Origin of the sequence: Pectobacterium atrosepticum, from assembly GCF_000740965.1 — a bacterium.
GTDB lineage: Bacteria > Pseudomonadota > Gammaproteobacteria > Enterobacterales > Enterobacteriaceae > Pectobacterium > Pectobacterium atrosepticum.
The window spans coordinates 2,044,384-2,058,843 of sequence record NZ_CP009125.1 but is presented as its reverse complement, the minus strand read 5'-3'; the positions used below and the strand labels follow the sequence as shown (position 1 = coordinate 2,058,843).

General features: G+C 48.8%; 15 protein-coding genes. 3 read left to right on the top strand and 12 right to left on the bottom strand.

Annotation, left to right across the window (positions count from 1 at the left end; all coding sequences use genetic code 11):
* Nucleotides 1-3 precede the first annotated feature (3 nt).
* From GZ59_RS09005 to GZ59_RS08955, 11 genes are all read right to left on the bottom strand, one after another.
* Nucleotides 4-921, bottom strand: coding sequence for an acyltransferase domain-containing protein (locus tag GZ59_RS09005; protein WP_039291274.1), 918 nt, complete (start codon nucleotides 919-921; stop codon nucleotides 4-6).
* Entirely contained in the window at nucleotides 918-2,327 is a 1,410-nt protein-coding gene (locus GZ59_RS09000; protein WP_144243124.1) for an aldehyde dehydrogenase family protein, read from the bottom strand. Before GZ59_RS09000 ends, GZ59_RS09005 begins: the two co-directional genes overlap by 4 nt.
* Nucleotides 2,327-3,388 carry a phenylacetate--CoA ligase family protein gene (locus GZ59_RS08995; protein ID WP_039291272.1) on the bottom strand — a complete coding sequence of 354 codons (1,062 nt, stop codon included), beginning with the start codon at nucleotides 3,386-3,388 and terminating at the stop codon, nucleotides 2,327-2,329. Before GZ59_RS08995 ends, GZ59_RS09000 begins: the two co-directional genes overlap by 1 nt.
* Before the next feature lie 12 nt (nucleotides 3,389-3,400).
* Nucleotides 3,401-4,039 carry a pyridoxal 5'-phosphate synthase gene (locus GZ59_RS08990; RefSeq protein WP_051122289.1) on the bottom strand — a complete coding sequence of 213 codons (639 nt, stop codon included), beginning with the start codon at nucleotides 4,037-4,039 and terminating at the stop codon, nucleotides 3,401-3,403.
* Between the two features lie 9 nt (nucleotides 4,040-4,048).
* Nucleotides 4,049-4,894, bottom strand: coding sequence for a PhzF family phenazine biosynthesis protein (locus GZ59_RS08985; RefSeq protein ID WP_039291269.1), 846 nt, complete (start codon nucleotides 4,892-4,894; stop codon nucleotides 4,049-4,051).
* Nucleotides 4,873-5,223 (bottom strand): hypothetical protein, encoded by a 351-nt coding sequence (locus GZ59_RS08980; protein WP_039291267.1) that lies wholly within the window; start codon nucleotides 5,221-5,223, stop codon nucleotides 4,873-4,875. The genes GZ59_RS08985 and GZ59_RS08980 overlap by 22 nt, the downstream gene beginning before the upstream one ends.
* Nucleotides 5,220-7,097: an anthranilate synthase family protein gene (locus tag GZ59_RS08975; protein ID WP_011094242.1), complete on the bottom strand. Its 1,878-nt coding sequence runs from the start codon at nucleotides 7,095-7,097 to the stop codon at nucleotides 5,220-5,222. The genes GZ59_RS08980 and GZ59_RS08975 overlap by 4 nt, the downstream gene beginning before the upstream one ends.
* The gene (locus GZ59_RS08970; RefSeq protein WP_011094243.1) at nucleotides 7,094-7,714 is read right to left on the bottom strand and encodes an isochorismatase family protein; all 621 of its coding nucleotides are present in this window, start codon (nucleotides 7,712-7,714) and stop codon (nucleotides 7,094-7,096) included. Before GZ59_RS08970 ends, GZ59_RS08975 begins: the two co-directional genes overlap by 4 nt.
* Nucleotides 7,715-7,793: 79 nt before the next feature.
* Entirely contained in the window at nucleotides 7,794-8,252 is a 459-nt protein-coding gene (locus GZ59_RS08965; protein WP_011094244.1) for a PhzA/PhzB family protein, read from the bottom strand.
* A 46-nt stretch (nucleotides 8,253-8,298) separates the two neighbouring features.
* Complete coding sequence (locus tag GZ59_RS08960) at nucleotides 8,299-9,078, bottom strand: SDR family oxidoreductase (RefSeq protein WP_011094245.1); 780 nt, start codon at nucleotides 9,076-9,078, stop codon at nucleotides 8,299-8,301.
* A 157-nt stretch (nucleotides 9,079-9,235) separates the two neighbouring features.
* Nucleotides 9,236-9,622: a VOC family protein gene (locus GZ59_RS08955; protein ID WP_011094246.1), complete on the bottom strand. Its 387-nt coding sequence runs from the start codon at nucleotides 9,620-9,622 to the stop codon at nucleotides 9,236-9,238.
* A 639-nt stretch (nucleotides 9,623-10,261) separates the two neighbouring features.
* On the opposite strand from GZ59_RS08955, the gene GZ59_RS24060 reads away from it, so the two are divergent.
* The 3 genes from GZ59_RS24060 to sanA all read left to right on the top strand — a co-directional run bounded on the left by GZ59_RS24060 (nucleotide 10,262) and on the right by sanA (nucleotide 13,219).
* Nucleotides 10,262-10,531, top strand: a complete 270-nt coding sequence (locus GZ59_RS24060; RefSeq protein WP_051122288.1) for a DUF2461 family protein — start codon at nucleotides 10,262-10,264, stop codon at nucleotides 10,529-10,531.
* Nucleotides 10,532-10,925: 394 nt separating this feature from the next.
* Nucleotides 10,926-12,254, top strand: a complete 1,329-nt coding sequence (gene rimO / locus GZ59_RS08940; protein ID WP_011094249.1) for a 30S ribosomal protein S12 methylthiotransferase RimO — start codon at nucleotides 10,926-10,928, stop codon at nucleotides 12,252-12,254.
* 182 nt (nucleotides 12,255-12,436) lie between these two features.
* Nucleotides 12,437-13,219, top strand: coding sequence for an outer membrane permeability protein SanA (gene sanA / locus GZ59_RS08935; RefSeq protein WP_039291261.1), 783 nt, complete (start codon nucleotides 12,437-12,439; stop codon nucleotides 13,217-13,219).
* A gap of 9 nt (nucleotides 13,220-13,228) precedes the next feature.
* Here sanA and yeiB read toward each other — a convergent pair whose 3' ends face one another.
* Nucleotides 13,229-14,404 (bottom strand): DUF418 domain-containing protein YeiB, encoded by a 1,176-nt coding sequence (gene yeiB, locus GZ59_RS08930; RefSeq protein WP_039291259.1) that lies wholly within the window; start codon nucleotides 14,402-14,404, stop codon nucleotides 13,229-13,231.
* Nucleotides 14,405-14,460: the final 56 nt, after the last annotated feature.

Here is a 14,460-nt window from a genome sequence, read left to right as displayed (position 1 = left end):
GGCCTACGCCGCCGGATAAATGTCAGTCACCCATTTCTCATCCCAAAAAGAAGCAGGCATACCAAAATCCATGTTCAGGCTGCGAAGAAAAGGACCAATACACACTGTCTCAACTGCGCCCAGGCGCTGTATCTGTTGAATCATGGTAGGCACAGACAACCGCTCCGTTTCGCCACGCACACTCATGACCTGTACGCCGTCGGGATCGTTCACGACATCGAGCCCATCCAGACACGTCACTATCGGGTAACGCGGGGACAGCAATTTTTTCGTCTCCAGATAAGCTTGTACCTGCTGGGCAATTCGCTGCCGATATGGCGTGTGGTAGGCAGACTGACAGAGCGAGGGTGGAAGTACCTCCAGCATCCCCGACCCTTCCTGCCCTTTCCCTTCCAACACCCGGCGCAACCCAGACACCATTAACAGCGAGCCGACCCCTTGTTGGATTAAGCCATAGTCCACCGAAATCCGCATTTCAGGCGGCTGATGGTAAAAATCACGATCGCCTTCTTGCGTGGACAGGACGAATCCTACGGTCTCATCCTCCGTTTCTGGCCGATCTACCCGTAAGTGGATGAGCGCAACCGCATCATCGATCGTCAATGCGCCGGAAGCACAAAGCGCCGCGACTTCACCCAAGCTAATACCGCCTGCACAACATGGTTCACCGCGCTGTGCAACGACGCTATCAGCAATACCCAACATGCCGGCAAGCAAACCGAGTGACACGACCTGAATGCATGAAAAATCGTCAGGAATCGGTGCCTGGCGAAGAATTACCGCCACGCTCACGTCCGCCACGCTGGCAATATGTTCAAACCGGGCGCGAACCTGTGGATGATGTGCATAGAGTTGCTGCATATCCGCCATCATGTGTGAAACGTCTGCGGGTCCAAAGATTAATGCATAAGGTGTTGTCACTGTTTTTCCCCTGTAGTGGTTACGTCATCCCAGAATGCATTCACACGCACCCCACGGCTGCACATCAGAAATGTGCAGAGATAGTCATCATGCGGAACCAGCAATGACATCCAGGTTGTAGGAATAGCGCCGATATAAACATTACTGATACTGGATTCATCCAGTACCGGCCTGAGTAGTTTCTGTTGGCGGGAGAAAACGGTAACGACCAGTGACCCCGCCAACATGGATATGCTTTTCGTCGCGAGGTAAGGCGCCACGAAGACACAGGGAAATGGAAGTTCTTGCTGAAGCCGGGGATCGTCGAATTCGCTAAGCTCGATAACGGCCGGCTGAAGAAGGTAACCAAACGGCGTTAGCGGAGCGTCGAACGGATGATGAATGCTATCGCCCGATACGCGTGATAATTGCTCGACAGTTTTGGCCGATCCGAGAGGTAAGCGATGCGCGGGGATATGCTTCAGCGCCAACCGCAGCCTCTGACAAAAATCCGTGACGTCACCTTCAACCAGTACAGCACTCGTTGATACACATGCGGCACCACCGAGATCGGTCATGGATTTTGCTACCAAGGCAACCGCTTCATCACGATCGGCATCCGCGCCAACAACGATCTTGGAACGCCCGGGGCCCTGTATTCGCACCGTCGGATGGTGTCGGTATTTTTCTACCATCTCCGAACCGCCATAGGCCAATGTAAAATCCGTTGAGGTAACCAACGCATCGGCGCCTCGATAATCGGTGGGAATGAACGCGACGTAATTTTCCAGACCTGACATGGCTAGTGCGGAAATAACACGCTGTGCAGTGAACGGTTCCCGTGATGATGGCCTGACCAGAACACGGTAGCCCAGTGCCACAGCTTGCGGCCACAGTGCATGAATGCCAGGTCCATTACCCGCTGCAAGAACCGAAAATGTGTCTCCTTTACGGCTGAAAAGACTGCATCCTGCCAATGCATCAGGATCGCGCCAGGACCACCTAGCCCCTCTCGGCATCCCAATGTCGAGTGTTTCAGGCATTATTCGCAACGCGTTGGCAATTGACGTCAGCGCTTCCTGAATGACGCTAGACGGTAAGCCCGTGGTGCGGTGCACCCGTTGGCAATATTCATCGGGGGATAAGCCCTCAAGTATGCCGAACTGGAACCGTTCCGCCGCCTCAGTTATCGCTGCATGAATCTCTGCCAACGGCAAAACCGGCGCAGACTTCATCGCATCGATCGTATTGTGGATATAGATAGGGGGGGCGATGCTCATGTCTGCAACAGGAACATCCAGCAGATCGTTAACCCAGATACGCCGTTGTGTAACATAGCGGCGCCCTAATGCTGAAGCATCGATACCATAATCGGTTATGGCCTTTTCAGGCGTCACCACATGTGAAGAGGGAGAGACGTCATTCATTAATATACCCCCTCTATCACCACATTCCCGGCAACCGTCGACAGCGGCGCAACCTGACTGACTGCAGCACCGGGGAAGTTATCTTCTCGTGGCATGCGAATCGCGGTATCGCGTTCAAGAATATTGGGAAAAAAGGCATAACAGCTGAGATGATGCATAACCACCTGGCCGCGCGAGCCAAACGCAACAGGGGTGCGGGTCTGCGCGTCCTGAACATCAAAGAGAACGTAGGGAGCAAAACTATCGAAAATCGCTGGCGTGGCGATATCAGGCACGTTTCGTGATTTAGCTTCACCTAAAATCATCGTACTGCCGTAGCTGGCTCTAATGGGAACAGAAGGAAAGACTTCCGCTTGCAAAAACAGCTGGGTATCGGAGTCCATTTGCGTCCCACCCCAGGTGATTTCTTTCAACGTTTGATTCATTCGGGTAATTAATGCAGGACGTCTTGCCATATATTCAAGAATAGGCGGTGTGGCAATAAGATATTGAATAGACTGAGTGAAAAGAATATCTTCCGCCTGTTCGATAATATGTTCAGCATAGGCTTGCTTACTCCCGACATCATTTTTCTGGATACATTTCTTAACCCAGCGGGGATCGAGATCGACGGTAAAAAACAGTCCGCCTTTGGCTGACGCCCGACAGCGATTGATCGCCCCGACGACATGTGGGCCTGTGGGGACAAGCGCCAGCGTATTACCCACATTTTGTTCGCCATCAGGATGTGGTTGATCCAGCCGCCACGCCACCAATTCATCGAGCCAGGACTGGAATACCACAAGCCGTTTAGCCTTACCGGTAGTGCCCCCACTTTCAAATACGCCCGCTATTTTCTCATCACGCAAACCACGTGGGATAAGCCGCTCGACAGGCACGTCACGTAGCAAATCAGCGACATCAGGAAAACGTGCCAGATCGTCGAAAGTGTTGATGTCTGTTAACGGATCAAAATCCAATGTCTCTCGCCTTTCCAACCAGAAAGGCGTTCCTGTCTGCGTAGAAAAATGCCATTGCATCATGTGCTTCAGATGAGCATCAAAATTCGGTAAATTTTTCATTGTGTCCCTCTGCTACGGCTGCAACCAGGTACTACGCCATTCGTCTTGCCCACGTTCAACACGCAGGCGTCTGTGCAGACGATCTGAACTTGACGCCCAAAACTCAATGGATTGAGGGATAAGCTGATAAACAGAAAAGCGCTCTGGACAGGGAAGCGGCCCTTTATTCTCAAGCTCCTCTGCCGCAGCCCAGAGTTTATGGCTATCCAGCAATGGTTGGCTTTGGTGCGACACCGTTGACATCGCGTGCAATGGAACAGGACGTTGCTCCCACACTTCAACGGCGACCTCATGTGGCATAGCGATCACGTGACCGCTGACTGATAATTGTCTGCCGAGTTCTTTCCAGTAAAAATGGCCGCACGCGTGGGAATTACCTTGAATGTCCTGAATTTTCCGGCTACATCTGTGTGTCGCGAATAAAATGCCCTGCTCCGCGAAATCGAGAATAGCCATCACTCTTGAGCTCATCTCACCTTGCTCATTCGCGGTGGTTAATACCATCGCCCGGGGCTCTCGGACCTTTTCGTCCATGGCTTCTTTCACCCATGCCTGTGCGCGTGCTATAGGGTCGTGTAATGCGGCATGAAAGTGCAGAAAGTCGGAATTAGCCTTTCCGCTCATGCTTTCAAAATCACTGCTGCCCATCATGATTCCCCTTTAAATGAAATAGGTTCCCTGCGCGACTTGTATCGCATGTCCACCAGCGTATAGCCGATATTTCTCTCCATCAGCCTGTGCAAGACCGTACATTTTAGATGGGTGTCCCATCTCCACGCCCTGTAAAATTTCCAGTGTTCTGCCGAAACGTGTGACACCATGCCTGGCAAGATGCAGCGCCAAAGGCCCGGCGGCAGAGCCCGTCGCTGCATCTTCCACCACACCATAAGCAGGAGAAAACATACGCATACGCCACGCATTACCGGTACCGCAAAAGCAAAGTGCGGCCATGTTTTCATGCCGAGAGAGCGCACGCTGATCGGGCACAAGTGCAGAAAGCATTTCCAGCGTTTCAACGCCGACAAAGACATGCCGCGGACCGACGTCATACATTTCAACTGGCAAGGTGCTGCACGGCACACCCAATGCGTGTAATAGCGCGTCAGTCTGGGTATACATCTGAATCATCGGTTCAGGCTGAACCATATCAATATGCGCGACGACAGCGTCTCCTAGCCGTTTGGGGTATTCCAGAGTAAAAGGAAAAATGCCTTTCGCGGTTTCAATGTTCAGCGTGCTTTTCCCTAGACGCAGGGACAAAGCGAGCGCCGTTCCCAGCAGCGGATGTCCTGCAAAACCCAGTTCATTGACGGGGGTAAAAATGCGGACATGGACATCACCGCCATGTTTCGGCTGGGATACAAATGTTGATTCTGACAGCCTCATTTCAGCCGCAATGCGCTGCATGATATTGGTTTCCAGCTCATCGCAGTCAAAAAAGACAGCGACCGGATTCCCTGCCAGCGGCCTATCGCTGAACGCATTTACGATGGCATAGTGGTGCATAAACCCTCCGCAAATAGAGAAGCAAGCGGAGCCAGGTGCGATTCATTCAGACAACAGGCGGCGACGGTAAAACTCATACGCTTATCCGGCGCTCGCCCGATCATTTCAGTCGAACGATTCGGCGGTAAATCTGCCAGGGCGGGTTTCTTTTCACGCCACAGCATGATCGCCCCCCAACGCGTGGGTGAATGATTCATCACCCAGTATTTCTCCTGAAGTGCCTCCACCGAATGCCAGGCAATCACATCCCGTTGCGTAAGTTGCTCCCGTAGATCTTTGATATCGGGATCGTTTTCTGTGAGTTCCCACCACACCCATTCCATCATCATGACATCACCATCTGTTGTATTGATTCATAGAGAATTCGTGGCCCATCAAGGGTCAAGACCGACTCTGGGTGAAACTGCATGGAGGAAAAACGCGGCCCGCGGAGGCCAAAGATATGCCCTGTGATCTCATCACGAGAAACACGAATTTCCCCCTGAAAACCTGGCGGAACGTTATGATCATCAATGGCGGTGAAGGTGTTGTAGAACCCCACTTTCTCTACCCTGCCAAAAAAAGAAATCTCTTTTTGAATCCCCTGGTTAGGGTAGTCCAGCGCTGCAATGGGGTATCCCAGTGAGGCGCACAGAATCTGGTGGCCAAAACAAACGGCAATAAACGGATGGCACTGTCGCATCGCATTCAGCATCAATTTACGACTTCTAATCACTCGTACATCGCTAAGGTCCCTCGGATCGCCGGGACCGGGGCCAATGATCAAGAGTTCGTTCGGCTCAATGCGAAAAGAGGAGGAATAATGCACAAGACGAACACTCAACCCCATAGCGCGAAGCTGATATTCCATCATCGAGGTAAAGGCGTCTTCGTTATCGACCAGTAGGGCATGTCCTGTATCACCCGTTTTTGAACGTGCTGCTGAGTGATTATCGAGCCAGAACGCGGCAAGGCGTTGGTTATGCTTTTGCAACGCAGCCGTCACCTGCTCGTCTTGAAAAATAGATTTTGAACAGTTAGTTAGCCCCATAGCACACTGAAATGCCGCAGCCTTAGCTCTCGTCTCCGCCGCTTCCGAAGCAGGATCTGAGGTTCTCACTAGTGTCGCACCTAGCCCCATGGTCATAGTTCCAGTCCGATCAATTTCGGTCGTCCGGATCAAAATGGCCGAGTCAATCGAGGGCTTTCCAGATGTTTGTCCCAGCAGTGCGGCAAAACCGCTGTAGTAGCCTCTGCCGGATGATTCATACTTCTCAATAACCCGCGTCGCGTTTTCGAGAGGACTGCCAGTTACCGTCGGTGCAAATAAAGACCGTTGAAGAATCGTGGGGACAGAGAGCGAAGAATGCCCTTCAAGTCGGTACCCTGTATGCACCAAACGTGACATCGGCGTTAAAAACGGGCCAAAGGTTTTTACATCCGAGTCGCAAATTCTGGTCATCATTTTCAGTTCTTCATCAAGAACCATTGACAGTTCATCTTCCTCTTTCTCATTCGATAAAAAGTCAATAAGCCCTTCGAGAGTCGGACCAGTCGGCGGGTAACGGTAAGTGCCGCTGATGGGTGTCATGGAGACACGTTGTTCATCCAGCGTGATATGCCGCTCAGGAGAGGCGCCTATTAATGTCATATCACGGCACTGAATAAAGAACGTCCAATACGCGCCGTTCTCTTGTAGCAGCAGATTTTTAAAGATGGTTAATCCCATCTCCGAGCTGTAGTCGGTTAGCGTCGCGTTATAAGCGCGGCGAATCACGAAATTTGCGCCCTGTCCGGTTCCAATTTCGTTCTGGATAACCTCAGCGACCGTGCGGGCGTACTCCTCATCAGACGGCGTGAAATGCGCATTTTTGACATCCACGGCGACACTGGGCAAACACGTTAACGCCTTGTGTAGCGGTACGGTGTTGTAATCCGTAATGGTGATCGCAATCAGGGGTTTATGGTCGTCAATCGCGGAATAGCCCCGCTCTATAATCTGGCGATAGGGGGCAAGGAGTAATACATCTTGCGTTTCCTCCCCCTCTTTTTTCACCAGAAGATCGTTTAAATCATTCAAACACGCCAGTTGTTGCTCATCGCCCTCTATTATTTCGATTTCGGGATAAATGTTTCTCTCTGGCCGGAACAACAATGCAAATGAATGATTTTCTCTGCCTATACAGTGCTTAAGCAATTCAGTGATGCTGGCTTCCGTATTCATTTCAGCACCTCTTCTACAGGCAGAATAGAAGCGCAGCATGAAGCGGCATAAGTCAACATGTTCTGATGCAGCGCACACGAAAAATCAGCAATGCCGTCCTGAACGAGGAAAACCTCAATATCACGAGAGTATGCATCGAGTGCCGTTGTCAAAATCCCTATCTGCGCATAGACACCACATATAATTATTTGGTCTTTTTGGTTACGATTAAAAATTTCATCCAACGGTGAGGAGAAAAAAGCGCTATATCGCCATTTTTTCAATACATGATCTTCAGGCTGTGGGGATAATGCCGACGTAATCTTAGTATGAGCAGGTTCGGCATTCATGCCGGCGCCCCAGAAATCATAAAGCAGGCCACGTTCTTTCGGCGTCATATTTCCTTTCTGTCCGGTATAGACAATAGGAATAGAGTGCTTTCTTGCCCAATCAATTAATTTTTCACAATTTTTTATTAGTGTATTACGCAGCATTGTTGGCAGCGGAGCGAGGAAAAAATCCTGCATGTCATGAACTAAAAGTAAAGATCGGGAAGGTTCAATATTCCATGAGACGCTATTTTTTACCGACAGCGCTGGAGAACCAAGATCGTACTCTTCTATCTGGGGTATAGCCATGTCATATCCTCTTCAATATTTGAAGCGTAAAAGACCATCGCATCATCATGCGATTGACATAGAAATAATAAAAATGAAATTAAGTGGGAATGCCTACACGCATTATCTTTGGAACAGGTATTCCAAGCGCACGAAATTGTTCGCAAGGATTCATAAATTCCTTTTGGATAAAAATTTTTCCATTTTTAAATTGAAAGTAATGAATAAAATGGTTTTCATAATATCCTTTTGGATATCCTTTAAAATTAATTTCGCCTTTCCCATCACATTCCACCCAGAAAATATCAGGGTCCTGGGTATCGAATATCTGGACGTTATACCATTGCCAATCGGGAAAACAGGCTAATGACCACACCGCATGTTCAGCTAACCGCTTTTTAGTTTTAGTGACAACTGGCTCTCCTGTATCTGTAGTCCATAATCCACCGTACCCTTCATCATCAAAGAGCTCATGTCTTGATAGCCTAGTCTGCCCTAAAGTTTCCATGTACTGCTTAACTGTTTTCCGATTGTTTTCACGCGTATCGCTATGCTTCATGATATTTCCTTATTCCTTATGAAGTAGGGTTTTTATAATCAATACATTATATAAATTCAGCCAGACGATGCTGCCCATTTTTTAAAATCAGCGTTTTTAACCCTTCCCCTAATAAAATTCGCAACGGTGGTTTAGTCGCGTCAACCAATTCCATCATTGGCTGTGCCACACTTTCCGGTGCAGCAGGAATTAATCGGGGCCAACGCTGCTGCATCTCCTCCAGGGTAGGATAAATGTCACTATGAGGCGGTCGGGTAGCAGAGCAGCCAATCCAGTCGGTTAAATGTGGGCCGGGCTCAACTAACGTGACATGAATACCAAATGCGTCGACTTCACCAGCCAATGTTTCAATTAACCCCTCCACGGCCCATTTAGTCGCGTTATACATCGCCATGCCGGGGAAGGCCATTAAACCAGCAATGCTGGATATTTGAATAATGTGCCCTTTCCTCTGCTCTCTTAATAACGGTAATACGGCTTGTATTACCCATAGGGAACCAAGAAAATTCGTTTCAATAATTTTCCTAGCATCAGATTCTGGAACCTCCTCCACCGGGCAGAAAAGCGCATATCCGGCATTATTGATGACCACATCAATCCGGCCAAACTTATGAACACCCTTTTCTACCGCCTGCACGGCTGCCGCCCGATCGCACACATCCAACGTAACCGGTAACAGTCTGTCATCGAATAACTTACATAAATCTGCTAATTTTTCTGGTTCACGCGCAGCGGCAATGACGCAATCTCCACGTCGCAATGCCGTTTCCGTCCATATACGGCCGAAACCACGGGAAGCCCCCGTAATAAACCATACTTTTCCCACATTATTCTCCTCAGTATTTGGGACAGATATTCATTTTCATGGAGTGGCAGGCAGGGTCATATCGCACCGATAAGTGCTTTTTATAATTTATTTAAGATAAATAAACTGACTTTATTCCAAAGAATGTAATATAAAAAGAATAAAGCCAGTCGGTAAATTACAGTTTTTCAATACCGCTAGTATCTGTCGCGCAAAGGCGAATTCGATGTCCGTCCGGGTCGAGTGCAACAAATGTATAACCAAACTCTAGTCTGGTCGGCGTCAACGCCATAGGAACATTACGGGATGCAAAGTCATTATAAATAGCATCGACTTCCTCAATTGAAATGTCACTTAGGCACAGTTCAAATCCACCAAAGGCAGGTTCAGGTTTAGGCTCAATATCGTGCTTTGTCTGTAACCCCAGGATAAACCCATCTTTCAATGAAAACACAGAAAAACCGGGGAAAGCTTCAATAGGGCCCTCTCCAAAAATAGACGTATAAAACGTTGTACTGGCATCGACATCATTGACATAGAGAATGACACTGTTTGGTTTAAACATATCGCTATTCCTTATTCATATAAAAAGAACATTTAAAATACTCACACTAGAAACAAGGAGAAAACCTTTAAACTCTATTATGTTAAGACTAAAATCATATTTGTTATTTTAACGCGCTGATTTTAATGGAATAGAGTCTGTGTGTACAAACACCATCGGATGATGATGCCAAAACTTAGGCATACTTATGCATTTTAGACCAGCGGAGACAGTTTTTCTGACATTGAACTGACCCGTATACAGATAATCTGTTCCTTCACTGGCCATTAGACACCTTTTATCGTTATAAGCAGAAAACCCTAAATGCCGTAAAATTCACTTAAACATCAAACAAATAAATTTAATGGCGTTATTAGAAATTCATTAAAACAACATATATAAGACTTAATTAATTTAATTAACAAGTAAAAATTAGAATCAGTCTTATTGATAAAAGTGAAAACAGTTATTTATTTCTGTAATAAGTATGCATTAGCTTTTTTATCATTCCTAGCTAAAATTCATAAGCCAAATAAAAATTTGACTTAAGTCACAATTATCGTTCTCTTTTTAACCACGGCTATTTTCCCCTTGCTTAATTCCAGGCAAAAGTCTATTACTATTTGAATATTGCCATCGAAGGATAATGTAGGGGCAAGAATGAAATCGACATCGCCAATACTTACTGGATTTAAAAAAGAAAGCCTGACGTTACTCAGTAAGATAAAAGAAGAAAACAGCAAAGACTGGCATGATGAAAATAAGGTTTTTTATAATAAGTCCTTGTTAGAACCTTTCCAAAAATTAGTCGTCTCATTGTCAGCGACGATACGGGAAATCGATCCTACGATTGAAATAAGACCCGATATAGGAAGGACGATTTCTCACATATATACCCTAAATAATTCGAGTTTCAGGACAAAACATTAGCGTTTTGAACAGCGCAAAGCGTTGGCCCGCTAGGGCGTGGCTCATTTATGGGTCTCGTAACGCGGCAAGGTAAGGTAAAATTCGTCGGGAAAGGATTTGACCAGCCACATGATCTATTCAATAAACAGCTTGCAACTACATTGAGGGACGCTTTTATCTTACCTGCCCCGCTATACGCCTTCCTTATCAAAGTTGAAAAGGAAAAAAAGGCAGCTGCCTCCCCCTTCATCACTTGATACGCTAATTGACGAGATGAGCCAATGCGCGAACGACCTGGCGTAGATTGGTACCAATACATGGCAGCAGTATCCCTCATCTTCTTGTAGGAATTTGATGTATGCATCGGTACAATCGCTGCCCTAACGAACCCTAATCTGACTATTTTTTTATCATTATGAGCAATATTTCCACCCCGCAACCACGCATCGGCTTTGTCTCACTCGGCTGCCCGAAAAATCTCGTCGACTCCGAGAGGATTCTGACCGAACTGCGTACTGAAGGTTATCAGGTCGTGCCACGTTATGACGACGCTGAACTGGTGATCGTCAATACCTGTGGTTTTATTGACAGCGCCGTGCAAGAGTCGCTGGAAGCTATCGGCGAAGCGCTGAATGAGAACGGCAAAGTCATCGTGACGGGCTGTTTAGGTGCCAAAGAAAATCAAATACGCGAAGTGCACCCCAAGGTTCTGGAAATTACCGGCCCGCACAGCTACGAGCAAGTGCTGTCACACGTACATCAATATGTCCCTAAACCGACGCACAATCCGTTTACCAGCTTGGTTCCCGAGCAAGGTGTGAAACTCACGCCGCGCCATTATGCCTATCTGAAGATTTCAGAAGGCTGTAACCACCGCTGTACGTTCTGCATCATCCCTTCCATGCGTGGCGATTTGGATAGCCGCCCAATCGGTTCAGTGCTGGATGAAGCGAAACGCCTGGTAAATGCTGGTGTAAAAGAGCTGCTGGTGATTTCTCAGGACACCTCGGCGTACGGCGCAGATGTGAAGCAGCGCACCGGCTTTTGGAACGGTCAACCGGTCAAAACCAGCATGGTCAGCCTGTGTGAGCAACTGGCATCGCTAGGCGTGTGGGTGCGCCTGCACTATGTCTACCCTTACCCGCACGTAGACGATGTGATCCCATTAATGGCAGAAGGCAAAATCCTGCCTTATCTGGACATTCCGCTCCAACACGCCAGTCCGAAGATTCTCAAGCTGATGAAGCGTCCGGGCGCGGTAGAAAGAACGCTGGAGCGCATTAAGCGCTGGCGCGAAATTTGCCCTGATTTAACGCTGCGTTCGACCTTTATTGTCGGCTTCCCCGGCGAAACGGAAGAGGACTTCCAGATGCTGCTCGACTTCCTGAAAGAAGCCAAACTTGACCGCGTGGGTTGCTTCAAATTCAGCCCAGTCGAAGGCGCAGCGGCAAATGAATTGCCCGATCAGGTGCCGGAAGAAGTCAAAGAAGAACGTTTCCACCGTTTCATGCAGCTTCAACAGGCGATTTCCACTCAACGCTTGCAGGATAAAATTGGCCGTGAAGTACTGGTGCTGATCGATGAAATCGACGAAGAAGGCGCAATTGGCCGCAGTATGGCTGACGCCCCTGAAATTGATGGCGCAGTTTATCTGAACGGCGAAACTGGCGTGAAAGTCGGTGACATCGTCAAAGTGAAAGTAGAACACGCAGATGAATACGATCTGTGGGGTAGTCGCGTTTAATACGCTTATCACGCCAGCTTTTCAGCTCGAAAGGCTGGTGTTTTATTTTCATGCCAGATTGGGCTGAATGCTGAAAATTCAATCAATAAACCGCCCGTTTCTCTCCTGCATCTTGCGTCCCCCTGTCAGGTAAAGTAGCCTTGAGGCATGATTAGTCTACTCGCCTTACCCGAGGCATAAGCATGTGGAAACGCCTGACATTCGGTTTGTTAGCCCTCATTGGCGTGCTGCTGCTCTCTGCTTTTTCCCTCGATCGCTGGATCAGTTGGAAAACCGCGCCCTTTATTTACGATGAGCTTCAGACCTTGCCGAAACGTCAGGTCGGCGTCGTACTGGGGACAGCAAAATACTACCGTACCGGCGTAATCAATCAGTATTATCTGTTCCGTATGCAAGGGACGATTAACGCTTACAACAGCGGTAAAGTCAGCTATCTGCTATTAAGCGGTGATAACGCGCTGCAAAGTTACAATGAACCGATGACGATGCGCCGCGATTTGATCGCCGCGGGCGTTCCGCCTTCGGACATCGTGCTGGACTACGCGGGGTTCCGCACGCTGGATTCCATCGTCAGAACGCGCAAGGTGTTTGATACCAACGATTTCACCATCATCACCCAGCGTTTCCACTGCGAGCGTGCACTATTCATCGCGCTGCACCTTGGTATTCAGGCGCAGTGTTACGCCGTACCTTCCCCCAAAAATATGATGACCGTGCGAGTTCGTGAATTTGGCGCTCGTCTGGGCGCGCTGTTTGATCTGTATATTCTCAAACGCGAGCCACGCTTTTTAGGACCACAAGTGCCGATTCCAGCAGAGCACAAAATCCCAGAAGATGCGCCTGACTACCCTGCTGTTCTACCGGAACAGGTGCTGACCTCACCAGTTAATCAGACTAAGCCTTACCAACAACCGACGAGAACAGCATCGGAACCTACGCAGCAGAACGAGAAAGTCACTCCGTAGCGTATTTTTCTACGCCGTTTTCCCTATCGCATTGGTAAGTTTACGCCATAACCATTCAAGCGGCCCCTGACGGAAATAACGTAGCCAGTAGTGGGAAAAGACCAGATTGACGACCCAGATAGCAGGAACCAGCGCCAGCAGTTGCAGGCGGCTGAAGGCCATAAACAGGCCAAGCTGGTTAAACAGCACCACGCAAATCAGCGTTTGCAGCAAATAGTTGGTTAGCGCCATACGCCCGATATCTGTAATCCAATACGTGATTCGCCACTGGCACAGCGTGGTCCAAAAGCCATAACACAGCGCAAGATACCCTATCGCCTGTAATGGTGAGCTCAACTCACGTGGAATCTGCAATAACAGCCCGCTCCAGCGATACTCCCAACCCACCAGCCACTGGCCCACCACACCAATACTGTTAATTGCCACCCCCAGCGGAATTAGCCACAGAGCAATCTTACGATAATGGGCGGTACTGAACTCACCTTTTAGCCAGCCACTGCGCATCAACCCTGCACCGAGTAACATCGATCCCGCCAATAGCCAGCCATACTGCACGCCCAGCGATAACAGGCTTTCCGTTAACAGATCAACGCGATTCTCCCACGCCACGGGCCCACCTAAGGCCCGCCAGTAAACCTCATAGGTGATATCCGCCATGCCCGGCAACCAGAATCGCCCCGGTTGCAAATTCAGAATCTGGCTCAGCACAAACAACACACCGATCCCCACCAGATACAGGAAAGCCCCAGTACGCATTAGCAATCGACCGCTCTCCGCATGGCGAATCATGCCGTAACACACCAGCCCAATCAGCGCATAGTCGAGCAAAATATCGCCATCCCACAGAAAAATGGCATGAATTAGCCCGATGACCATCAACCAGAACAAACGTGCATGTACCCAGCGTTTCCCCCGCGAGAGCAGAAGCTGTAATCCCGCACCAAAAAGAAGAGAAAATAGCGTCAGAAATTTTGCCTGCGCGATCAGATCCATCGCCGCCCAGGTTAAGGCATCAGATAATGTCGCTTGTCCCTGCCAGGCAGGATTCAGATATGCCGCATGCGGTAAACCAAACGCCGTAATATTCAGCAGGAGAATGCCCAAAATAGCGATGCCGCGCGCGAAATCCAGCGCAACGATCCGCGAGGATGGAAAATGATGTGACGGTATAGTGTGAGAAGGCATACAAATTACATTTTCAAAGCATCGAAGTAGCGATTGTATGCACAGACGGGGAAAAA